The organism is Curtobacterium sp. 18060 (assembly GCF_902706105.1).
GTDB lineage: Bacteria > Actinomycetota > Actinomycetes > Actinomycetales > Microbacteriaceae > Curtobacterium.
This window is the reverse complement of the sequence record NZ_CACSJV010000030.1, coordinates 1-22997: the sequence shown is the minus strand read 5'-3', so window position 1 is coordinate 22997 and position 22997 is coordinate 1. Positions and strand designations below refer to the sequence as shown.

The window sequence follows — 22997 nt, the reverse complement described above, 5'->3', positions numbered from 1 at the left end:
CGCAGCCTCAGTCGGTCCCACGGCAGAACCAGTACAGCCCGCCTCCCTACGGTTCGGGGCATGCGTGTGGTGCGATGGCCTGGTGCTCTCCTGATGTTCGTGGTGATGTCCGTGCTCGCCGGCATGCTCGTCGCCGTCGCGGTGACGCCCGCGGTCGCCGTCGCGGGTGAGGGCACCTCGGGTGCGGTCGCGTTCTTCGAGGACCTCCCGAGCTACCTCGACGTGCAGACGCCGCAGCAGGTGTCGTCGGTGTACGCGACGAAGGGCGGCAAGCAGGTCAAGATCGCGTCGTTCTACGCCGAGAACCGGACGAACGTCACGGCCGACCAGATGGCGGACACGCTCAAGCAGGCCGCCATCGACACCGAGGACCCCCGCTACTACGACGAGGGCGGCATCGACGTCCTCGGCACGCTGCGCGGAGTCGCCGCGACCGTCGTCGGCGGCGACGTCCAGGGCGGATCGAGCATCACGCAGCAGTACGTCAAGAACGTCCTCGTGCAGCAGTGCGAGGAACTCACCGGCAAGAACCAGGCCGCCACGGCGAAGAAGGTGGAGGCCTGCTACGAGGACGCAGCCGGCGTCACCCCGCAGCGGAAGCTGCAGGAGATGCGGTACGCGATCGCGGTGAACAAGAAGTACTCGAAGGACGACATCCTGACCGGGTACCTGAACATCGTCGGGCTCGGCGGTCGGGTGTACGGCGCCGAGGCCGGTGCCGAGTACTACTTCGGCGTGCACGCGAAGGACCTGTCGCTGGTGCAGTCGGCCACGCTCGTGGCGATCCTCAACAACCCCTCGAACCTGCGCATCGACGTGCCCGGTGACAAGGCGAACGGGCAGGCGAACGGCTACGCGCTCACCAAGGAGCGACGCGACTACGTGCTCCGCCGCATGCAGGCGCACGGGTCGATCACGAAGGCCGAGATGACGAAGGCCATCGCGACCCCGGTCACGCCGAAGATCACCGAGACCGCGAACGGCTGCTCGACCGCGGCGACGAACTACGACGCCGGCTACTTCTGCGACTACGTCCGCGACCAGGTGCTGCAGGACCCGGCGTTCGGCAAGACCGCCGCGGCGCGCATCGCGACGCTCGACACCAAGGGCCTGCAGATCCACACCTCGCTCGACCTCGACCTGCAGGGCCAGGCGCAGACCGCACTGTCGACCTACGTGCCCGCCACGATGGCGGGCGTCGACGTCGGCGGCTCCAACGTCACCGTCGAGCCCGGCACCGGACGCATCATGTCGATGGTGCAGAACACGTCGTACACGCAGGGCGACAACGCCGCAGCGGGGTCGACCGCGGTGGACTACAGCGCGGACTCCGGCTACGGCAACTCCGGCGGGTTCCAGACCGGCTCCACCTACAAGGTGTTCACCCTGGCCGAGTGGCTCGCGACCGGCCACACCCTGTCCGAGTCGGTGTCGACCACCGAGCACACGTTCCAGAACTCGGAGTTCACGAACTCCTGCCAGAACGTCAGCGGCGGGACGTGGCCGGTCGCGAACGCCGAGTCCGTGCCGGCGTCGATGACCGTGCAGGCCGCCACCGTCGAGTCGATCAACACCGCCTTCGGCGCGATGGGCAAGCAGCTCGACCTCTGCAAGATCGCGCAGCTCGCGCAGTCGATGGGGATCCACCGCGCCGACGGCGGTGCCCTCGGGCAGACACCCTCGTCGATCCTCGGCGTCAACGAGCTGTCGCCGATCGACCTGGCCGAAGCGTACGCGGGCTTCGCGAACGGCGGCGTCGTCTGCACGCCGACCGCGATCGACTCGGTCACCGAGTCGGACGGCACGAAGATCACCCCGACGCCGTCGTCCTGCACGCAGGGGGTCTCGGCGGACGTCGCCGGCACCGTCGACTACGCGCTGCAGGGCGTGCTGTCCGGCTCCGGCACCGCCGCCAGTGCGAACCCCGGCGACAGCGTGCCGAAGTTCGCGAAAACCGGCACCACCGACGGCGACGTGCAGAACTGGCTCGTCGCGTCGTCGACGAAGTACACGAACGCCACCTGGATCGGGAACGTGCAGGGGAGCGTGAGCCTGGCGAACTGGCCGTTCCTGCAGGGCACCACCGGGTACAGCGCGAAGTTCGGGGTCGGGAAGTCGATGATGGCGTACCTGGACCAGACGGTCGGCGGGGACGCCCTGCCCACGCCGAGCCAGGCGATGATCGGGCAGGCGAGCCACCCGTCGCAGTCGTCGCAGTCGCAGTCCTCGGCGTCGTCGGGATCCGGCGCGTCGCAGGCCGACCAGTCGACGCCGACCACGCCGACGCAGACCGCTGCACCCGCTGCACCGGCTGCTCCGGCGGAACCGGCGGCACCCGCCGCCACGGCAGCTCCGGCAGCGGGCGACCAGAACGGGAAGTGACGGCTCGGGTCCACGCCGCCTGGAGGCCCGTCACCGGTCCGGCGGACCGGTGACGGGCCTCCAGGCAGCCGTCCACAGCCGCGCCTGCGTGATCGACCGCAGCCAATAGACTGTCGGACGTCCACGAACCGATCGACGGAGCACCATGCCTGACATCACGAGCGAGCAGGTCGCGCACCTGGCGAACCTCGCACGTATCGCACTCACGCCCGACGAGATCGAGAAGCTGACCGGGGAGCTGTCGCACATCGTCGAGAGCGTCGCCAAGGTCGCCGAGGTCGCGACCGACGACGTCCCGCTGACGAGCCACCCCGTGCCGCTCGGCAACGTCACCCGACCCGACGTCGTCGGCCAGACGCTGACGCAGGAGCAGGCGCTCTCCGGAGCGCCGGACTCCGACGGCGAACGGTTCCGAGTGACCGCCATCCTGGGAGAAGAACAGTGACCGACATCACGCGGATGAGCGCCGCGGCGCTCGCCGACGCCCTCGTGGCGCGCGACGTCTCGAGCGTCGAGGCCACGCAGGCCCACCTCGACCGCATCGCGGCCGTCGACGGCGACGTGCACGCCTTCCTGCACGTCAACCAGAACGCCATCGCCGTCGCGAAGTCGATCGACTCGCGTCGCTCGGCCGGCGACGACCTCGGGCCCCTCGCCGGTGTCCCGATCGCGATCAAGGACGTCCTGTGCACGCAGGACATGCCGACCACCTCGGGCTCGAAGATCCTCGAAGGGTGGATGCCGCCGTACGACGCCACCCCGGTCGCGAAGCTCCGCGCCGCCGGCCTCGTGCCGCTCGGCAAGACCAACATGGACGAGTTCGCGATGGGCTCGACCACCGAGTTCTCGGCGTACGGACCGACCCACAACCCGTGGGACCTCGACCGCATCCCCGGCGGGTCCGGCGGTGGCTCGGCCGCTGCCGTCGCCGCGCACGAGGCACCCATCGCCCTCGGCTCCGACACCGGTGGCTCGATCCGCCAGCCCGGCGCCGTCACCGGCACCGTCGGTGTGAAGCCGACCTACGGCGGGGTCAGCCGCTACGGCGCGATCGCCCTGGCGTCCAGCCTCGACCAGATCGGCCCGGTCGCCCGCACCGTCCTCGACGCCGCGCTCCTGCACGACGTCATCGGCGGGCACGACCCGCGCGACTCCACCTCGATCCCCGACGCCTGGCCCTCGATGGCCGCCGCCGCCCGCGAAGGACTGCAGGCGGACACGCTGCGCGGCCTGCGCGTCGGCGTGGTGAAGGAGCTCGCCGGGGGCGACGGCTTCCAGGCCGGCGTCACGCAGCGCTTCCAGGAGACCGTCGCGCTGCTCGAGTCGGCCGGTGCGGTCGTCGTCGAGATCGACGCCCCGTCCTTCGCCTACGCGATCAGCGCCTACTACCTGATCCTGCCGGCCGAGGCCTCGTCGAACCTGGCGAAGTTCGACTCGGTGCGCTTCGGCCTGCGCGTCACGCCGGAGAACGGTGCGACGGTCGAGGACGTCATGGCCGCCACGCGCGAAGCCGGGTTCGGTCCCGAGGTGAAGCGTCGCATCATCCTCGGCACCTACGCCCTGAGCGCCGGGTACTACGACGCCTACTACGGCTCGGCGCAGAAGGTCCGCACGCTCGTGCAGCGCGACTTCCAGGCCGCGTTCGACCAGGTCGACCTGCTCATCAGCCCGTCGGCCCCGACGACCGCGTTCCCGATCGGTGAGCGCATCGACGACCCGCTCGCGATGTACCTCAACGACCTCACCACGATCCCGGCGAACCTGGCGGGCGTGCCCGGCATGAGCATCCCGAACGGCCTCGCACCCGAGGACGGCCTGCCCGTCGGCGTCCAGCTGATGGCCCCGCAGCGCGAGGACGCCCGCCTGTACCGCTACGGTGCGGCGCTCGAGCGTCTGCTCGAACAGCAGTGGGGAGCCCCGCTCATCGACCGGATCCCGGACCTCGACCAGAGTCAGCAGTCGGCTGCGCAGGAAGGTGTGATCTGATGGCGCAGAAGGACGCGCTCATGGACTTCGACGAGGCACTGGAGCGCTACGAGCCGGTGCTCGGCTTCGAGGTGCACGTCGAACTCGCGACGAAGACCAAGATGTTCTCGGACGCGCCGAACTTCTTCGGTGGCGAGCCGAACACGAACGTGACGCCGGTCGACCTCGGGCTGCCCGGGTCGCTGCCCGTCGTCAACGCGCAGGCCGTCCGGTACTCGATCCAGCTCGGGCTCGCGCTCGGCTGCTCGATCGCCGAGTCGTCGCGGTTCGCCCGGAAGAACTACTTCTACCCGGACAACCCCAAGAACTACCAGGTCTCGCAGTTCGACGAGCCCATCGCGTTCGAGGGCGAGGTCGAGGTCGAACTGGCCGACGGCACGATCTTCAACGTCCCGATCGAGCGCGCCCACATGGAAGAGGACGCCGGCAAGCTGACGCACGTCGGTGGTGCCACCGGCCGCATCCAGGGTGCCGAGTACTCGCTCGTCGACTACAACCGCGCCGGTGTGCCGCTCGTCGAGATCGTCACGAAGCCGATCTTCGGTGCCGAGCACCGTGCCCCCGAGCTCGGTGCCGCGTACGTGCAGGTCATCCGCGACCTCGTGCGCGCACTCGGTGTCTCCGAGGCCCGCATGGAGCGCGGCAACCTGCGCTGCGACGCCAACATCTCGCTGCGCCCCCGCGGCCAGGAGAAGCTCGGCACCCGTACCGAGACGAAGAACGTCAACTCGTTCCGTGCCGTCGAGCGTGCGATCCGCTACGAGATCCAGCGCCAGGCCGCGATCCTGGCCGACGGCGGATCGATCACGCAGGAGACCCGTCACTGGCACGAGGACACCGGCCGCACCTCGGCCGGCCGTCCGAAGTCGGACGCCGACGACTACCGCTACTTCCCCGAGCCCGACCTGCTGCCGGTCGTGCCCGACCCCGCGGTCGTCGAGGAGCTCCGTGCGTCCCTGCCCGAGGCCCCGGTGGCTCGCCGCCGTCGCCTCAAGGGTGACTGGGGCTTCGCCGACCTGGAGTTCCAGGACGTCGTGAACGGTGGGCTGCTCGACCAGGTCGAGGGCACCGTCGCCGCCGGAGCCGCGCCGCAGGCCGCCCGCAAGTGGTGGACCGGCGAGATCAGCCGGGTCGCGAACGCGCAGGACGCCGAGCCCGGCGACCTCGTGTCGCCGCAGCACGTCGCCGAGGTCATCGCCCTCGTCGAGTCCGGCGACCTGACCGACCGCCTGGCCCGACAGGTGCTCGAGGGCGTCATCGCCGGCGAGGGCTCGCCGGCCCAGGTCGTCGAGGCCCGTGGGCTCAAGGTCGTCTCCGACGACTCGGCGCTGACCGCCGCGGTCGACGAGGCACTCGCCGGCCAGCCGGACGTGCTCGCGAAGATCAAGGACGGCAAGGTCCAGGCCGCCGGCGCCATCATCGGTGCCGTCATGAAGGCCATGAAGGGCCAGGCGGACGCCGCCCGCGTCCGCGAGCTGGTGCTGGAGCGCGCGCAGCAGGCGTAGACGAGTTCCGACGGACGGGAGGCGCGGTGCCAGCTGGCACCGCGCCTCCCGTCCGTCCGTGGTCGCGTTCGAGATCGTCGAATCTGGGGACGCGTCAGCGACCCGGTGACAGGATGAACCGTGTCCGCAACGATCCGCGCCATCGGAACCGCCGTCCCGGAGACGACGCTCGAGCAGGCTGCCGTGCGAGACCTCTTCGCTGCACAGCCCGAGCTCGGTCGTCTCGGCCGGCGGCTCGTCCCCGCAGCCTTCGACGCCTCGGCGGTCGAGCACCGGCACACCGTGCTGGCCGAACTCGACCGGAGCCGTCCAGCGGGCGCGTTCCGCGACGCGGACGGCGCGCTGCACTCGCCCTCGACGGGCACCCGCAACGACCGCTACCGCGAGCTCGCACCGACGCTCTTCGTCGAGGCTGCTCGTGACGCGCTCGACCGCGCAGACGTCGACGCGGCGTCCGTCACCCACGTCGTCACCGTGTCGTGCACCGGCTTCACGCAGCCCGGCCCGGACCTGGACATCGTGACCGAGCTCCGCCTGCGCCGTGACGTCTTCCGCCACCACATCGGGTTCATGGGGTGCTGCGCGGCGTTCCCGGCGCTCCGGATCGCGGCCGCGTTCGCCGAGGCCGACCCGGACGCCGTCGTGTTGGTCGCCTGCGCCGAGCTCTGCACCCTGCACGTCCGCGCGAGCGACGACCCCGACCAGATCGTCGCGAACAGCGTCTTCGGGGACGGTGCCGCCGCCGTCGTGGTCACCGCCGACGGCCCCGGCCTGCGCCTCGACGCGTTCGCCACCGCCGTCGTGCCCGAGAGCGCCGGCGAGATGGCCTGGAACATCGGCGACGAGGGCTTCGAGATGGTCCTGAGCACCGCGGTCCCCAAGCTCGTCGGCAGCAGCGTCGCCGAGGCCGTCGCGTCGCTGCTCGACGGACCGGCCGTCGACGTGCCGGTGTGGGCCGTGCACCCCGGTGGGCGTGCGATCCTCGACCGCACGCAGCAGGCGCTCGACCTGCCGGACACGGCGATCGCGGCGAGCCGGACGGTGCTGCGCGACCACGGCAACATGTCGAGCGCGACCGTGCTGTTCGTGCTCCGCGAGGCCCTCGACGCCGGGATCCCGGACGGTGCTGCCGTCGTGGCGCTCGCCTTCGGCCCCGGCCTCACGGTCGAGAGTGCGCGACTGACCATGGTGCGCACGTGAGCCGTCCTGACGGCGGCTCCACGGGCCTCCCGGTCCTCGACCTGCGCACGCGCGCGGTCGACCTGACCGAACTCATGGACGACCCGGACTGCGACCCGCGCGCGCTCGCGCGGACCTTCCGGCGCTTCGCCCTCGTCAACGCCCTGGTGAGCGGCTGGCGTTCGGCGTGGCGGACCCACGTCGTACCGGCCCTGCCGGTGAACGGCCGCGCCCGGGTCCTCGACCTCGGGTGCGGCGGCGGCGACCTGGCCCGGGCCGTCGTGCGGTGGGCGGCAAGCGACGGGTTCGACGTCGAGGTCGTCGGGGTCGACCCGGACCCGCGGGCGATCGACGCGGCGAACCGACGGGCACCGCGGGGTGTCACCTTCCGGCAGCAGTCGAGCGGCGACCTGGTGGCGGCGGGCGAGCGGTTCGACGTCGTGGTGTCGAACCACGTCCTGCACCACCTGGGCGACGACGAGCGGAACGGGTTCCTGGCGGACTCGGAGGCGCTCGCGTCGGGTCGCAGCGTGCACTCGGACATCCGACGGTCACGCGAGGCCTACCGCGCGTACGCGCTGGCGTCGCCGCTGGTGTCCGCGGGGACCTTCGTGCGGGTCGACGGCCTGCGGTCGATCCGCCGGTCCTTCACCCTGGCGGAGCTGCGGGACACACTGCCGACCGGGTGGCGAGCGGAACGGTCATCGCCGCACCGGGTGCTGGCCGTCCGCGACGCCTGACGGTCAGGGCACTCCGCGAGCCGGGCGGTCGCGTCCGCTAGCGTCGCCGGCATGGTTGCGTTCCCACTGCACCGCGTCGCGGTCCTGGTGCTCGACGGCGCGAAACCGCTCGACGTCGGGATCCCCGCGCAGGTGTTCTCGAACCGGCCGAGCATGCCCTACGAGGTGCGGGTGTGCGGCCCCCGGGTCGGTCGGATCACCGGCGGCGACGGGTTGGCCTACGCGGTCGACCACGGGCTGGAGGCACTGGACTGGGCCGAGACCGTCTTCGTGCCCGGCTACCGCCGCCCGTCGGACTCGGCGCCGCCGACCGACGTCGTCGGGGCACTCGCGAGGGCCCACGAGCGCGGCGTCCGCATCGCGGCGATCTCCACGGGGGCGTTCGCGCTCGCGGCAGCCGGGCTGCTCGACGGCCGCCGGGCGACGACGCACTGGCACTACACGCGGGTGCTCCGTGAGCGGTACCCCGAGGTGGACGTCGACGAGGACGTGCTGTTCGTCGACGCGGGCTCGGTGCTGACGAGTGCCGGCGCCGCGAGCGGGATCGACCTGTGCCTGCACATCGTCCGACAGGACCACGGTGTGGCGCTGTCGAACCACGTCGCCCGACGGCTCGTCAGCGCCCCGTACCGCAGCGGCGGCCAGGCGCAGTACGTGCCGCGGAGCGTTCCCGAACCGCTCGGCGACGTGTTCGCCGACACCCGGGAGTGGGCGCTCCGGCACCTCGCCGAGCCGCTCACGCTCGAAGCGCTCGCGCGGAACGCCACGGTGTCGACCCGGACGTTCTCACGCCGGTTCGTGGAGGACACCGGGTACACGCCGATGCAGTGGGTGCTGCGGGCGCGCGTCGACCTCGCGCGGGAGCTCCTGGAGCAGTCGGACCTCGGCGTCGACCAGGTGGCCGAGCGAGCGGGCCTCGGCTCCGACGCGAACCTGCGGACGCACTTCCGGCGGATCCTCGGGACCTCGCCCACCGAGTACCGACGGACGTTCCAAGACTGACCGCGCTGTCGCGGCGGTGGTGGCGACATCCTTTCGGACACTGGCTTCCCTGCCACTGGAGCCGTGCCTCCCGGCCCGTGAGCATGGACCACGGAACGAAAGGAACTCCACATGACCCGCATCGCCATCAACGGCTTCGGCCGCATCGGCCGCAACACGCTCCGCGCCCTGCTCGCACGGGGCGGTGACGACCTCGAGGTCGTCGCCGTGAACGACCTGACCGCCCCCGACACGCTCGCGCACCTGTTCCGCTACGACTCCGCCCTCGGGCCGTTCGACGGCACCGTCGAGGTCGACGGCGACACGCTCGTCATCGACGGCCGCCGCGTCCGCGTGCTCGCATCGACCTCGCCGGCGGACCTCCCCTGGGCCGAACTCGGCGTCGAGGTCGTCCTCGAGTCCACCGGACGCTTCACCGCACGCGACGCGGCAGCCGGCCACCTGTCCGCCGGCGCCAGACGGGTCCTGATCAGTGCGCCGGCCACCGGAGCGGACGCCACCATCGCGTACGGCGTGAACTCGGACACGTTCGACCCGGCCGTGCACACGGTGATCTCGAACGCGTCGTGCACGACCAACGCGCTCGCACCCCTGGCATCGGTGCTGGACGACCTGGCGGGCATCGAGCACGGGTTCATGACCACCGTGCACGCGTACACGCAGGAGCAGAACCTGCAGGACGGGCCGCACCGCGACCTGCGTCGGGCCCGCGCAGCCGGCGTGAACATCGTGCCGACGACGACCGGAGCGGCCAAGGCCATCGGGCTGGTGCTGCCCCGCCTGGAGGGCAAGCTGTCCGGTGACGCCATCCGCGTGCCGGTGCCCGTCGGGTCGATCGTCGAGCTGAACACCGTCGTCTCGCGAGACGTGACCGTGGACGAGGTGAACGAGGCCTACCGCGCCGCGGCTGCCGGACCGCTCGCCGGGGTCCTGGCGTTCACGGCGGACCCGCTCGTGTCGACGGACATCACCGGGCGGCCGGAGTCGAGCATCTTCGACTCGCTGCTCACCCGCGTCGACGAGGGCCGGCACGTGAAGGTCGTCGCCTGGTACGACAACGAGTGGGGCTTCTCGAACCGCGTGGTCGACACGCTCGGGATGCTGGCGCGGGCGTAGGCGCGCGGGGCCGCCGCCGGACCCGCGCGCCCGCGCGCCCGCGCGCGCGTCAGCGGATCAGCGCGGTCGTGCTCGCGAAGGCACGGGAGCGCACGGCCTCGCGGTACCGTTCGAGCGCCGCGTCGTCGGCACCGACCGACTCCAGCGCCGCCAGCCCCGCGCCGAGCACCGGGGGATCGGTCACCCAGGTCGGCACCGCTCCGGGGACCCGGGCAGCGAGCCCGTCGACGACACCGTCGACGAGCAACGGGTGCCGAGCAGCGAGCACCCCGCCGCCGAGCACGACGGGCACCGGCTCGGCCGCCGAACCACCGAGGCCCAAGCGCTCGAGTGCGACCGCGGCGAGCAGGACGATCTCCTCGGCCTGCCGTTCGACGACGCTCGTCGCGACGGCGTCTCCTGCTCCGGCGACCTCGAACAGCACCGGGCAGAGCCGGTTGAACACCCGCTGGTCCAAGCGGCCGAAGTGGATGGCCTCGGTGACCTCGCGGACGCTGCGCAGGCCCACCGCCGCCGGCACCGCGTCGACCAACGCCGTCGCCGGGCCGCGACCGTCGTCGGCCCGCGCCGCGTGCCAGAGCGCCCGGTTGCCGAGCCACGCGCCGCCACCCCAGTCGCCGGAGACGTCCCCGATGGCCGGGAACCGTGCGGTCGTGCCGTCGGCCCGCACCGCGAGGGCGTTGATCCCGGTGCCGCACACCACGGCCGCGGCGTCGGAGGACAGGGTGCCGGCCCGCAGCAGCGCGAACAGGTCGTTGTCCAGGACGTGCGGTTCGCCGCCGTCCTCGGCCCAGTGCGCGAGGGCCGCGGTCGCCGCGACGAGCTCGTCGTGCAGGTCGAGCCCGGCCAGGTACACGTGCGTCGTCCGGATGCGCCGGTCGCCCAGCTCGCTGACGACGCGCGCGCGGACGTCGTCGAGGATCGGGCCGGCGAGGTCCCAGCCCCGCGTCTGCGGGTTCGACCCCGGACCGCGCGCGTGCCCGACGATGGTCCCGTCGAGTGCGATCGCGACGACGTCGGTCTTGCTCCCGCCGCCGTCGACCGCGAGCACGACGTCGGTCGCGTCCGGTGGGACCGGCGCGGGCGGACGGGAGGCTCGGGCCGGGCCCGCCGCGCCGGTCCGGCTCAGCCCGCCCACGTCACCTGCTCCGATCGCGCCCACGGGATGTGTTCCGCGTTCGCGGCCAGGAGCAGGTCGGTGAGCTGCTCCGCCTTGTCCACCTGCCCGACGAGCGGGTGCGCCCACATCGCACGGAGCACCCGGTCGCGGCCACCGTGCACCGCGGCGTCGAGCGCGAGCCGCTCGTACCCGGCGACGTGCGATACGAGACCGACCATGTCCTGGTCGAGCGGGGAGACCGGCAACGGCGTGATCGCCTGGCGGGTGACGCGCGACGGCACCTCGATGACGTGGTCGTCCGGCAGGAACGGGAACGTGCCGTCGTTCCGCACGTTGAGGACCTGCACGTCGCCGCGGTCGCCGAGGATCGAGGACAGCACGTCGATCGCCGCCTCGGAGTAGTAGGCGCCGCCGCGCTGCTCGAGTTCGGCGGGCTTCGTCACGACGGACTCGTCGGCGTACTTCGCGAGCAGGGCCCGCTCGGTCTCCATGACGGCCTCGGCACGGGTGGGCTCGTGCAGCTGCTCCTGCAGCACGGTGTCGTGCGAGTAGAAGTACCGCAGGTAGTACGAGGGGATCGCGTGCTGCAGGCGGAGGAGGTCCGGGTGCATGTGCACGCTCTCCGCCGTCCGGCCGAGGGCACCGTCCGACTCGGCGAGCAGGTCCGCCATGACGTCGCGCTCGACGCCGTCCGCGCCCGTGACGTGCACGCCGCGCTCCCACGTCAGGTGGTTCAGGCCGACGTGGTCGAGCCGGACGTGGTCGGGGGCGACGCCGAACTCCTTCGCGAAGCGTCGCTGGAACCCGATCGCGACGTTGCACAGGCCGACGGCGCGGTGTCCGGCTTCGAGCAGGGCGCGGGTGACGATGCCGACGGGGTTGGTGAAGTCGACGATCCAGGCGTCCGGCTTAGCGTGCTTCCGGACGAGTTCGGCGTACTCCAGGACCACGGGCACGGTGCGGAGCGCCTTCGCGAACCCGCCCGGACCGGTGGTCTCCTGGCCGATGCAGCACGCTTCGTGCGGCCACGTCTCGTCCTGCTGGCGTGCGGCCTGCCCGCCGATGCGGAGCTGGAACATGACGGCATCGGCGTCGGTGACCCCGGCGACGACGTCGTCGGTGACGTGGATCGTGCCGGGGTGGCCGGCGTGCGCGAACATCCGCTTGGCGACACCGCCGACGAGTTCGCGGCGCACCGGGTCGGGGTCGACGAGCCAGAGCTCGTCGATGGGGAGCTGGTCGCGGAGCCGGGCGAAGCCGTCCACGAGTTCGGGGGTGTAGGTGGATCCGCCACCGACGACTGTGAGTTTCACTGGAGCTGCTATCCCTTCACGCCGGTGAGCGCGATGCCCTCGACGAATGCCTTCTGTGCGAAGAAGAAGATGATGACGACGGGGACCATGACGACGACGGTCATCGCCATCGTCATCGACCAGTCGGTGCCGTGCTGCCCGCGGAACGTGGCGAGCCCGTACGCCACCGGCCAGGCGGCCTGGTTCTCGGACGCGTACAGGAGCGGGCCGTAGTAGTCGTTCCACGAGTGGAAGAACATGAAGATCGCCGCCGACGCGATGCCCGGGCGGGCCATCGGGACGACCACGCGCCAGAGCACGCCCCACTCGCTGCAGCCGTCCATGCGGGCGGCGTCGCCGTACTCCTTGGGGATGGTCATGAAGAACTGGCGGAGCAGGAAGATGCTGAACGCGTCGCCGAGCAGGTTCGGCAGGATGAGCGGCCACAGGGTGCCGGTCAGGTGCAGGTGCGACCACATCACGTAGACCGGCACCGCGGTGACCTGCGGCGGCAGGAGCATCGCGACGATGATCACCGTGAAGATCAGGTTCGCGCCCCTGAACTTGATTTGGGCGAGCGCGTAGGCCGCCGGCACCGAGCTGATGAGCATGAACGCGGTGGCGAGGACGGCGTACATCGACGAGTTGCCGAACCACTGCGTGAGCGGCAGCTCGGTGAACACCCGCGCGTAGTTCGAGAAGTCGAACGGCCGGGGCACGATCGACGCCGTGAGGGCCTGGTTGCTCGACATCAGCGAGGTCAGGACCACGAACACGATCGGGGCGATGGTCAGGACGCCGAGGGCCACCAAGGCGGCGTGCTCGGCGATCCACACGAGCGTGCGACCGCGCGGCCTGCCGGCGCGGGGAGCGGAACCCCGGGGCGCCCGGGCGAGCGGGGACTGGGACACAGCGGTCATCAGGACTCCTCCGGCCGGAACACACTGATCCGACGCATCGTGAAGACGAGCACCACGGCGGTGATCACGAACAGGACCACGGCCATGGCGGACGCGTAGCCGAACTGGAAGTTCGCGAACCCGTGCTGGTAGAGCAGCTCGGTGTACGTGAGCAGCGAGGTGCCCGGGTAGCCGAGCTGGGCGGCGGTCCCGCCACCGATCGTCGCCTTGCCGCTCGCGACGCCCGAGGCGACGGCCGCCTCGGTGAAGTACTGCAGCGCGGCGATCACCCCCGTCACGGCGGCGAACCCGATCACCGGGGCGATCGTCGGCAGGGTGATGTGCCGGACCTGCTGGACGCCGTTCGCACCGTCGAGCGACGCGGCCTCGTACAGGTCGCGCGGCACGTCGAGCAGCGACGCCAGGAAGATGATCATGATGTCGCCCATCACCCAGACCCCCAGGATCACGAGCGACGGCTTCGACCACGCCGGGTCGTTGAACCACAGCGGGCCGTCGATGCCGAAGACCCGGAGGATCTGGTTCACCGGCCCGGTGCCCGGGTTGAAGAGGAAGACGAACGCCACGACGCTCGCGACCGGCGGGACGAGGGCGGGCAGGTAGAACAGCGTCCGCCAGAACCCGGTGGCCGTCTTGGCCCGGCTGAGCAGCCCGGCGACCAGGAGTCCGCACACGATCCGGACCGGTACCAGGATGACGACGAACCACAGCGTGTTCACGACCGCGGGCCCGATCTGCGGGTCCTGGGTGAACAGGAACTTGTAGTTCAGCAGCCCGACGAACTCGGGCTCCTGCAGCTGGTTGTAGCGCGTGAACGAGTAGAAGATCGACGCGACGAGCGGGTAGGCGAAGAAGATCACCAGGCCCGCCAGGGCCGGCGCGAGCATCGTCAGGGCGACGAGGCGGCGCCGGGACTCTGCGGAGCGGGGCCGACGTCGCGGAGCCGTCGGGGGCACCGGACCGGACCCCGTCGGGCCCGTGGGCCGGGCGGCGCGGGCGAGCCGCGCCTCCCGGCCGGTCGTCTTGGTGGTGAGGCTCATCACGGACCAGCCAGCTGGTTCGCGTTGTCGATGTCGGAGTCCAGCTTCTTCAGCTTCGCGTCGAGGTCGCCGCCGTTCTGCTGGTAGGCCTGCCAGAACTTCGTGAAGGTGCCGATGTAGGCGGCACCGTCCGCGGTGCCCGGCGAGGTCATCGTGTCCTTGTTGCCCGCGACGTCAACGAAGGTCTTGTAGTTCTCGTCGACCTCGAGGTCGGGGGACTCCAGCGCCGAGGTGAGCGTCGGGATGTTCTTCAGACCGTTGCCCATCGTGACCTGCGCGTCGGTGTTGGTGGACAGGTACTTCAGGAGCGCCCACGACAGCTCGGGGTTCTTGGACCCCTTCGCGATGCCCGCGACGTTGCCCGCGATGTACGTCGAGCCGTAGTTGCCGAGGCCGTCCATCACCGGGGTCGGGGACGTGCCGTAGTCGAGGTCCGGCTTCTGGTCCTTGAGGAACGCCGTGCGGTACTCGCCGTCGATCTGCATCGCGACCTGACCGGTCTGGAACGCGTTGTCGGCCGCGAACTCCTGCCCGAGGCCGGAGGTGAAGGCCTTGAGCTTGTCGTAGCCGATCTCGTCGACGAAGCCCTTCTGCCAGGTGATGAGCTTCTTCCACGCGTCGGACGTACCGATCACGCTGTTGCCGTCCCTGTCGAGCCACGAGCCGTCGACCATCGGCGCCCAGTGCTCGGGCGAGTTCTCGTAGAAGTCGATGAGCGGGTTGAAGCCGAGCTGCTTGATGGAGCCGTCGGCGTTGTACGTCGTCAGCTTCAGCGCGTCGGTCTTCAGCTCGTCGAGCGTCTTCGGTGGAGTCGTGATGCCCGCCTTCTCGAGGAGCGGCTTGTTGTACATGAGCGCGCTGACGTCGGCGAGGGCCGGCAGGGTGCAGCGCGTGCCCTTGTACTGCGTGTACGACTGCACCGCCTTCGGGATGTCGGACAGGTCGACCTTGTCGCGCTTGATGTACGGCGACAGGTCGCGGAAGGCACCCGAGGAGCAGAAGCTGCCGACGATCGCGGTCGAGTACGACAGACCCACGTCGATGTTCTGGCCGGACGAGATCGCCTTCTGCAGCTTCTCGTCGTCCTGACCGGCGTGGATGTCGACGGTGACGTCGGGGTTGGCCTTCTCGAAGCCCTCGACGGCGGTCTTCACGACGCCGGCTTCACGGCCGGTGAAGAAGTGCCACAGGGACACGGTGCCCTTGAGTTCCTTCGGGGCGCTCTTCTCGATCGAGTCGGCGCTGCTGCCGGAGCTGCAGCCGGCGACGACGAGTGCGCCGGCCGCGGCGACGGCCGTGGCGGTGGCGATGCGGCGGAACACCCGGCGGCGCGGGACGTTCGGTTCGGGGAGGGACAAGGCGGTACTCGCTCTCTGGTCTCGCTCCGTCGCCGTCCGTTTCCGGGCGCCGCCCGTTTCCGGGCGCGACGAAGAGCCCTGTGACAGGGCTGGGTGATGGTGCCTCGAGTGGTGCGGGTGGAACGTTCAGGGGCGCTCGACGGGGTCCGGCGTCGGGGCATCGTCACTGATGCGCTCGAGCCGGTCCGCGAGCGCGGTGCGGACGACGTCGATGAGGACGTGCCGCGCACCGTGCAGGACAGGGGTGTCGGGGACGCCGGGCGCGACCACGGCGGTGGACCAGCGCGAGCGGGTCCGGAGCCAGGCGGTCACGGCGGCGGCCAGGGCGGGGCCACCGGCGATCCCGGTCGGGCCGTGCAGGACGACCGTCTCGGGATCGGCCACGGCGAGGGCGGGGAGCACGTTGTGCCCGACGCGCTCGCCGAGGGCGACGGTGAAGGGGTGCTGCTCGGGCAGGCCGGGCAGTTGCGGGAGCACCTGGCGCCAGTCGGCTGCGGTGCCGTCCGGTGCCGTGATCCCGTGCTCGGCGGCCAGGGCGATGATCGCGGACTCGGAGATGAGGTCCGCGACGATCGTGGCCGTCGGGTCGATGGAGCGTGCGTCGGCGGGCACGCTGAGGTAGCCGATCTCCCCCGCGGCACCGGAGGCGCCGGTGTGCAGGTGACCGTGCAGGTCGAGGGCCATGCCGAGGCCCTCGGCCATCCAGAAGAGCGCGAACGACCCGGGAGCCCGACCGGCGCCCATGTTGCGTTCGGCGATGGCGGCGAGGTTGGCGTCGTTCTCGACGACGACGTGGACCCCGAGCTCGGCGGAGAGGGTCGCGCTGACCTGCTCACGAGGCCAGCCGGGCAGTCCGTCGGTGAAGATGAGGGTGTCGGTGGCGTGGTCGACACTCGCCTGCACACCCACCGCGACGGCGGTGACGAGCTCGGGGTCGACACCGGCCGCGGCGGCTGCGCGGGAGATCGCTGCGGCGACGATGTCGGCGCCGGGGGAGCGCACCTCGGCCTCGGACATCCGGTGCGTGGCGACCGGGAACGTGCGACCGGCGGCGTCCACCACGGTCGACCGGACGTCGACGAGCTGGACGTCCACCGCGACACCGAGGTCGCGGTCGGTGATCGCTTCGTACACGACGGCGCTCGGCCCGCGACGCCCGGCCTGGGTGTCCGTGCCGGCCTGGCGGATGAGCGCAGCCGATTCGAGCCGGCGGATGATCTCGGCGGCGGTGGGCTTGCTGAGCCCGGTGCGCTGCGCGATCTCGTTGCGGGTGAGCGGGCCGTCGTCGAGCAGCAGCTCGAGGGCCGCACGGTCGTTCAGGACGCGCAGCAGACCGGGCTGGCCGGGGGTGCGTCCTCGTGTGGTCATGTCGAGGACTGTAACGGACAACCTTCTTTACTGAAAGGTTTGTTTACCGATTCGAAACACGCGTTCTGCTGCGCGAAACGTGCCGCCCCGACGGAGGTGCGCCGGACGCCGGCCGGGCACGCGCGAGCGACCGGCGCCTACGGCCGCAGCAGCACCTTGATCGCCCGACGTTCGTCCATCGCCCGGTACGCCTCGGCGGCCTCGTCGAGCGGCAGTTCGAGGTCGAACACGCGCCCCGGGTCGATCGCTCCGGACAGCACGTCGGGCAGCAGCTCGGGGATGTACTTCCGTGCCGGCGCCATCCCGCCCGCGACGGCGATGTTCGTGTCGAAGAGGTAGCGCGTGCCGATGGTCGGCACGCCGTGCGGGACCCCGACGAAGCCGAGGTTGCCGCCCGCACGCACCGAGTGCAGCGCCTGGTCCATGCTCTCCTCGGTGCCGACGGCCTCGACCGCGCAGTCGGCCAGGTCGCCGCCGAGCAGCGCGCGGATCGCCGCGACGCCCTCCTCGCCGCGCTCGGACACGATGTCCGTCGCGCCGAACTCGCGTGCCAGCGCCTGGCGATCGGCGTGCCGGCTCATGGCGATGATGCGCTCGGCGCCGAGTCGCTTCGACGCGAGCACGGCGGACAGGCCGACCGCACCGTCGCCGACCACCACGACCGTCTTGCCCGGACCGACCGCCGCCGACACCGCGGCGTGGTGCCCGGTGGAGAACACGTCGGACAGGGTCTGCAGCGACGGCACGAGCGCCGGGTCGACGGGGCCGGGCACCGCGACCAGCGTCGCGGACGCATCCGGGATGCGGACGTACTCGGCCTGCGCGCCGCCGACCGGGTCGCCGTACGCGTCCTTCCCGCCGAATCCGGACAGGTGGTCGCAGCCGCTGGTCATCCCGTGGCGGCAGGCCTGGCAGGTGCCGTCGTTCATGGTGAAGGGGGAGATCACGAAGTCGCCCTCGTGCAGGTCGGTGACCGCGTCGCCGACGGCGACGACCTCGCCGACGAGTTCGTGCCCGATCGGCCGGGGCTCCTTCGTCTTCGTGACGCCGCGGTACGGCCACAGGTCCGAGCCGCACACGCACGCGGCGACGACCTTGACGACGACGTCCTTCGGGGTGAGGACCGAGGGGCGGTCGCGCTCCTCGACGCGGATGTCGTTGGGGGCGTGGATGATCGCTGCGCGCACGGGAGGCCTTCCGTCGAGATGGTGGGTGTCGGCGCGGTCGACGTCGTCCGGGCCGACGTCGACAGTACCCTCGTGCGGGTGGACGACGACCGGTACGGCGGGGACGTGCTCTCGGGAGACTGGCGCTCCCGCGGAGTGAAGAAGGTGCGGCAGGTGCCGCTCGAACGCGACATGGTGCTCGAGGACCCGGACTCCGGGTGGGCTGGTGCCGTCGTCGGACTCGAGGCGGGCAACATCGCACTCGAGGACTGGAAGGGCCGCACCCGTTCCTTCCCCTTCACCGGGCAGTTCCTGCTCGAGGGCGAGCTCGTCACGCTGGGCCGCCCGCAGGCGCCGGTCGGCCGGTCTGCCGCAGCCGCTGCCGGCTCGCCGGGTTCGCTGGGTTCCGTTCACTCGGACTGGAGGCCCGGGGCCGCGCCCGCCGTGCGGCAGGCGTCCGACGGTGGTCGCCTCCGCACCGCGTCCGGATCCTTCGCGGTGGAGTCGCAGCGTGCCCGGGTGGCTCTGCCCTCGCGCATCATGGTCGAGGGAAAGCACGACGCCGAACTGGTCGAGAAGGTCTGGGGAACCGACCTGCGCGTCGAGGGCGTCGTCGTCGAGGAGCTCTCCGGCGTCGACAACCTGGCTTCGGTGCTCGATGAGTTCCAGCCCTCGCGAGACCGTCGCGTCGGCGTGCTCGTCGACCACCTGGTGCCCGGGTCGAAGGAGTCCCGGTTCGCCGACGCCGTGATGCGCGGCAAGTGGGGCGCGCACGTGCTCGTCGTCGGGCACCCGTTCGTCGACGTCTGGCAGTCCGTGAAGCCCGCCCGCGTCGGACTGCAGTCCTGGCCGACGATCCCGCGGTCGATCGAGTGGAAGAAGGGGATCTGCCAGGCGCTCGGGTGGCCGAACGCCGAGCAGGCCGACATCGCCCGGGCCTGGCAGCGGATCCTCGGGCAGGTGCGCACCTTCGCCGACCTCGAGCCGCAGCTGCTCGGCCGCGTCGAGGAGCTCATCGACTTCGTGACGGAACCCAAGGCCTGAGAACCCGGCCGATCCGTCAACAGTCGCGTGGATCCGGAGGTGATCCGCGCCTCCCGGCCTACTGTTGAGGGATGGACGGCATCGACGGACGCGTGCGCAGCGCTGTCGACGTCTGGCTGCGCTGGCTGCCGCGCTGGCAGATCGGGACGGCCCGCCCGCGCACCCGCATCTGCCGGAAGTGCACCGGATCCCCGATCGCGAGTGCCGCCGGCTTCGGGCAGGACGTCCCGCACGCCGTCCAGCACGCGCTCATCGGACGGATCTCGACCATCGTCGAGGACGCCGTCGACGATTACACCGCCAAGAACCTGCCGCTGCTGCAGCGCGAGCTCGAGCGGGCCGCGGCGCGGAAGCGGCACGCTGGGTACCAGCCGGCGGAGGGGTTGTCGCCCGAGTTCCAGGGCCTCGACGTCGATCCGGAGCCTTCGCCGGGTTCGCCGTTCCTCTTCACGCTCGGGGAGCTGGCGGGGACGGGCGCGGGTGAGCAGGCACCGAGGGAGCCGCTGTCCGACGAGGCCAAGGCGGCGCTCCGGCACGAGATCGAGCTGTCCGACGAGTGCGCTCGCTCGACCGGGACGGCGGTGTGCCTGGCGCTCATCGACCACCGGCCCCGCATCGCCGAAGCGGTCGAGCGCCTGGTCGAACCGCAGATCGAGGCACTCGTGTCCGACATGTTCCGCGGGTTCGACGGTCCGGACGAGGGGCCGCGCAGCGGGCTGTTCTGACGGCGACGCGCGCGGCGCGGCGCGGTGGCGGTGGCGGCGAAGCCCGCACCGTGCGGAGTCCCGCGATCCGTGCGAGGTTGCCCGCTCCGTGCGCCCTTGTGGCGCCGCACCGAGCCATCACTGCTGCACAGGCCGGCGAAGCTCGCACCGTGCAGCACTCGGGAACCTCGCACGTGCCCACGAAGCTGGCACCGTCTACCCCGGAGCGCACCGTGGTTGACTAGCTGACCCCGCATGGGCCGGCGAAGCTCGCACCGAGCGTGGTCCGTCACTCAGCGGGGGAGCAGGGTGCGGCCGGGCACGACCGTGCCCCGGAGCGAGCGGTGCTCGACAGCACGCGTCGGGTCGTCGATCCGGCCGATGACGAGGTCGATCGCCTCGCGGCCGATGCGTTCGATCGGCTGCTCGAGCGTCGTGAACCCGATCCAGTCGCTCGCGAGGGGGTACACGCCGTCGAACCCGGTGACCGACAGATCGTGCGGGACCCGGACACCGCCGCGGGCGAGCGCCTCGCACACGTCGAGCATGAGCCGGTCCGTCGGGCACATCACCGCGGTCACGTCCGACTCGTGCATCGCGTCGACCAGATCAGCGGCGAGGTCGTCGGGCGGCCGCACGAAGCTGGCGTCGATGTCGATGACCCGGACACCACGCGCGCGGAGCCGTTCGACCATCGCCGTCGAGCGGGCGTGCTGCGTGATCGCGTTGTCGAGCGGGACGGTGAGTACGGCGACCGTGCTGTGGCCGGCGTCGGCGACGGCGTCGGCGATGGTCGCGCCACCGTCCACCTCGTCGCAGTACACGCTGGACAGTGCCGGGTGGAGTTCGGGCCGACCGGCGACCACGGTGGCGATCCGCGGGGCGAACTCGGCGATGTCGGCCGACGGCATCAAGCCGCTGCAGACCACGAGGCCGTCCACCCGCATCGACACGAGTGCGGCGAGTGCGGACTTCTCGTCCTCGACACGGCCGACACCCGTGGTGGTGACGACGCGGTAGCCGAGCTCGGACGCGCGTCGCTCCATCACGGCGTGCAGTGCGGTGTAGACCATCGACGACGCATCGCGGACGAGCATGCCGATGGTGTGCGTCCGACCGCTGACGAGCCCGCGTGCCATGGCGTTGGCGACGTACCCGAGCTCGGCTGCGGCGCGCTCGACCCGCTCGCGAGTCTCGTCGGAGAACCGTCCGGTGCCGGAGAGGACCCGACTCACGGCCGACTTCGAGACGCCTGCTCGTGCGGCGACGTCGAGGATGGTCGGCTGGGACCCGCGGCTGCCGTTCACGCGGCTGCCGTTCACGCCTCGGTCGCGGCGGCGTCCTGCCGGGACCGCGACGCGGTGAAGCGCAGCACCCCGCGGGCGATCGCGCGCCAACCGAGCAGGAACACCCCGAGCACGATCGTGGCGACGATGACGAAGGAGATCGGCAGCGGGTTGCCGTCGACGTCGCCCTGACCCGTGGCGACGCGGATCGCCATGCCGACGAACACCGTGAGGATCCAGACGACGACGCCGGTCGGCCAGAAGCGCAGCGGGCGGGCCCAGGCTCCGCTCGTCACGTACCCGATCGCCCAGCCCGCCAGGAACGGGTAGACGGTGGTCCAGATCCCCAGTGCGGTGTTGCCCTCGCCGTGGGAGGAGCGGCCGATGAGCGCGAAGACGACGATGAGGACGACGTCGATGACGGCTGCGAGCCAACCCCAGGTGCGTGTGTTCACCCGGACAGTCTCGCAGCCTCCGGTGGTGGGACTCATTCCTCCACACGGCCTGCGGGCGGTGATCCGTCCACAGGGCTCGTGTCCGGCGCTGCGTTCTCCCACCGGGTTCCCGACCATCGGGGCATGTCGATGAACCTCAAGCTCGCACCAGTCCCCGAAGTCCTCACCTACCGAACATCAGCGCAGCGGCCTGACGAGTCCGACGTCATCAGACGACGGGCGGCGGCAGGAGAGCTCATCCGGGTCGCACGCGGTCTGTACGCGGAGGCCGCTGGATGGGCAGCACTCCGGACCACCGAGCAGCACCACGTCCGCGTGCGCTCGTTCGCCGACCGCATCCGGCCAGGAGACCTGGTGTCCCACGTGTCCGCGGCGGTGGTCTTCGGCGTGCCGCTCCTGACCCCGCCACCGACGCGGATCCACGTGACCTCGAGCGGCGGCGACCGGCGGACCACCAACGCGACCTTCATCGTGCACGCGGACCTCGACCCCGAGCGGAACCGACGAGCAGTGACGACACCGGATGGGCTGGTGCTGTGCGGGCTGGAGCGGCTGGCGACGGATCTGGCGCTCACGCTGCCCTTCACCGATGCGATCGTCGCCCTTGACTCGCTCCTCCGCCGTGCGGTGGAGCGAGACCTGGTCCGGTCGGCCGTCGAGCGGCGGGGACAGAAGGGCCGGCGGCGAGCACTGCGGGCCGTCGACTTCGCCGACGCCGCGTCGGACTCACCCGGGGAGTCCTACGCACGCGCCCGGTTCGACCAGTTCGGTACGCCGACCCCCGTCCTCCAACACCGGTTCCGGACGGCGGGCGAGCCGGACATCGTCGTGGACTTCTGGTTCCCGGAGTCCGGGGTGGTGGTGGAGTTCGACGGTGCCGTGAAGTACCAGCGCCGTGAGTACCTGCGCGGGCGTACCCCTGAGGAAGCACTACTCGACGAGAAGATCCGAGAGGACCGTCTCCGCGCGTTCCCCGAGGTCCGAATCGTGCTCCGGCTGACCTGGTCCGACCTGCGGAACGAGTGGACCCTGCGGGCGAAGCTCCGTCAGGCTGGCGTGCGGATGTCGCGCTGAGACCGCTCGACCGCGCACCGTGCGACTCTGTTCCGGCCCTGCAGGCGGCGCACGGTGCGAAGTCGCGCGGTCGGCGGTAGGAAGTCAGCTCGGTGCGAGGTCATCCGTGGGTCCGGCTGACTTCGCACCGTGCGCCTTTCGTCGGTCGGGGGTGCGTTGCCCGCTTGGTGCGAGCTTGTAGGCGGGCACGGAGCGGTCAACCTCGCACCAGGTGGCGAGGCCGGCACGGTGCGGGCGCGCCGCCGCCGACCCCGCCGCCG

20 protein-coding genes are annotated in these 22997 nt (G+C 71.3%); 11 read left to right on the top strand and 9 right to left on the bottom strand.

The window, feature by feature from the left end; translation table 11 throughout:
- Window positions 1-60 precede the first annotated feature (60 nt).
- The 8 genes from GVL05_RS13545 (at window position 61) to gap (ending at window position 9910) form a co-directional block, all read left to right on the top strand.
- On the top strand, window positions 61-2382 hold the full coding sequence (locus GVL05_RS13545) for a transglycosylase domain-containing protein (RefSeq protein WP_159573444.1): 2322 nt from the start codon (window positions 61-63) through the stop codon (window positions 2380-2382).
- Window positions 2383-2527: 145 nt separating this feature from the next.
- Window positions 2528-2827 carry an Asp-tRNA(Asn)/Glu-tRNA(Gln) amidotransferase subunit GatC gene (gene gatC, locus GVL05_RS13540; RefSeq protein WP_111085021.1) on the top strand — a complete coding sequence of 100 codons (300 nt, stop codon included), beginning with the start codon at window positions 2528-2530 and terminating at the stop codon, window positions 2825-2827.
- Window positions 2824-4368 (top strand): Asp-tRNA(Asn)/Glu-tRNA(Gln) amidotransferase subunit GatA, encoded by a 1545-nt coding sequence (gatA, locus tag GVL05_RS13535; RefSeq protein ID WP_111085022.1) that lies wholly within the window; start codon window positions 2824-2826, stop codon window positions 4366-4368. Before gatC ends, gatA begins: the two co-directional genes overlap by 4 nt.
- A complete protein-coding gene (gene gatB / locus GVL05_RS13530) occupies window positions 4368-5873 on the top strand; it encodes an Asp-tRNA(Asn)/Glu-tRNA(Gln) amidotransferase subunit GatB (RefSeq protein ID WP_159573443.1) in 1506 nt (501 codons plus the stop codon). The genes gatA and gatB overlap by 1 nt, the downstream gene beginning before the upstream one ends.
- Window positions 5874-5993: 120 nt before the next feature.
- Complete coding sequence (locus GVL05_RS13525; RefSeq protein WP_159573442.1) at window positions 5994-7073, top strand: type III polyketide synthase; 1080 nt, start codon at window positions 5994-5996, stop codon at window positions 7071-7073.
- Window positions 7070-7792 carry a methyltransferase domain-containing protein gene (locus GVL05_RS13520; protein ID WP_159573441.1) on the top strand — a complete coding sequence of 241 codons (723 nt, stop codon included), beginning with the start codon at window positions 7070-7072 and terminating at the stop codon, window positions 7790-7792. The genes GVL05_RS13525 and GVL05_RS13520 overlap by 4 nt, the downstream gene beginning before the upstream one ends.
- Window positions 7793-7843: 51 nt before the next feature.
- Window positions 7844-8794 (top strand): GlxA family transcriptional regulator, encoded by a 951-nt coding sequence (locus tag GVL05_RS13515; RefSeq protein WP_159573440.1) that lies wholly within the window; start codon window positions 7844-7846, stop codon window positions 8792-8794.
- A 111-nt stretch (window positions 8795-8905) separates the two neighbouring features.
- Window positions 8906-9910: a type I glyceraldehyde-3-phosphate dehydrogenase gene (gene gap, locus GVL05_RS13510; RefSeq protein ID WP_159573439.1), complete on the top strand. Its 1005-nt coding sequence runs from the start codon at window positions 8906-8908 to the stop codon at window positions 9908-9910.
- A gap of 49 nt (window positions 9911-9959) precedes the next feature.
- Here gap and GVL05_RS13505 read toward each other — a convergent pair whose 3' ends face one another.
- From GVL05_RS13505 to GVL05_RS13475, 7 genes are all read right to left on the bottom strand, one after another.
- Window positions 9960-11048 (bottom strand): N-acetylglucosamine kinase, encoded by a 1089-nt coding sequence (locus GVL05_RS13505; RefSeq protein ID WP_235035983.1) that lies wholly within the window; start codon window positions 11046-11048, stop codon window positions 9960-9962.
- Complete coding sequence (locus tag GVL05_RS13500; RefSeq protein ID WP_159573438.1) at window positions 11036-12343, bottom strand: 6-phospho-beta-glucosidase; 1308 nt, start codon at window positions 12341-12343, stop codon at window positions 11036-11038. Before GVL05_RS13500 ends, GVL05_RS13505 begins: the two co-directional genes overlap by 13 nt.
- Window positions 12344-12351: 8 nt before the next feature.
- On the bottom strand, window positions 12352-13242 hold the full coding sequence (locus GVL05_RS13495) for a carbohydrate ABC transporter permease (RefSeq protein WP_131845374.1): 891 nt from the start codon (window positions 13240-13242) through the stop codon (window positions 12352-12354).
- Complete coding sequence (locus tag GVL05_RS13490; protein WP_200849231.1) at window positions 13242-14282, bottom strand: carbohydrate ABC transporter permease; 1041 nt, start codon at window positions 14280-14282, stop codon at window positions 13242-13244. The genes GVL05_RS13495 and GVL05_RS13490 overlap by 1 nt, the downstream gene beginning before the upstream one ends.
- The gene (locus GVL05_RS13485) at window positions 14282-15640 is read right to left on the bottom strand and encodes an extracellular solute-binding protein (protein WP_235035982.1); all 1359 of its coding nucleotides are present in this window, start codon (window positions 15638-15640) and stop codon (window positions 14282-14284) included. The genes GVL05_RS13490 and GVL05_RS13485 overlap by 1 nt, the downstream gene beginning before the upstream one ends.
- A 126-nt stretch (window positions 15641-15766) precedes the next feature.
- Window positions 15767-17008: an ROK family transcriptional regulator gene (locus tag GVL05_RS13480; RefSeq protein WP_123294056.1), complete on the bottom strand. Its 1242-nt coding sequence runs from the start codon at window positions 17006-17008 to the stop codon at window positions 15767-15769.
- A 137-nt stretch (window positions 17009-17145) separates the two neighbouring features.
- Window positions 17146-18195: an alcohol dehydrogenase catalytic domain-containing protein gene (locus GVL05_RS13475; protein ID WP_159573437.1), complete on the bottom strand. Its 1050-nt coding sequence runs from the start codon at window positions 18193-18195 to the stop codon at window positions 17146-17148.
- 78 nt (window positions 18196-18273) lie between these two features.
- Between GVL05_RS13475 and GVL05_RS13470 the strand changes: the two genes are divergently transcribed.
- Both GVL05_RS13470 and GVL05_RS13465 read left to right on the top strand, forming a co-directional pair.
- Entirely contained in the window at window positions 18274-19218 is a 945-nt protein-coding gene (locus GVL05_RS13470; RefSeq protein WP_159573436.1) for a DUF3097 domain-containing protein, read from the top strand.
- A gap of 71 nt (window positions 19219-19289) precedes the next feature.
- A complete protein-coding gene (locus tag GVL05_RS13465) occupies window positions 19290-19943 on the top strand; it encodes a spermidine/putrescine ABC transporter substrate-binding protein (protein WP_131845375.1) in 654 nt (217 codons plus the stop codon).
- 272 nt (window positions 19944-20215) lie between these two features.
- Here the strand turns inward: GVL05_RS13465 and GVL05_RS13460 are convergent, their stop codons facing one another.
- Window positions 20216-21229, bottom strand: a complete 1014-nt coding sequence (locus GVL05_RS13460; RefSeq protein WP_131921617.1) for a LacI family DNA-binding transcriptional regulator — start codon at window positions 21227-21229, stop codon at window positions 20216-20218.
- A gap of 11 nt (window positions 21230-21240) precedes the next feature.
- On the bottom strand, window positions 21241-21663 hold the full coding sequence (locus tag GVL05_RS13455; RefSeq protein ID WP_235035981.1) for a DUF3054 domain-containing protein: 423 nt from the start codon (window positions 21661-21663) through the stop codon (window positions 21241-21243).
- 123 nt (window positions 21664-21786) lie between these two features.
- On the opposite strand from GVL05_RS13455, the gene GVL05_RS13450 reads away from it, so the two are divergent.
- Window positions 21787-22737, top strand: a complete 951-nt coding sequence (locus tag GVL05_RS13450) for a hypothetical protein (protein WP_159573434.1) — start codon at window positions 21787-21789, stop codon at window positions 22735-22737.
- The last annotated feature ends 260 nt before the right edge of the window (window positions 22738-22997 follow it).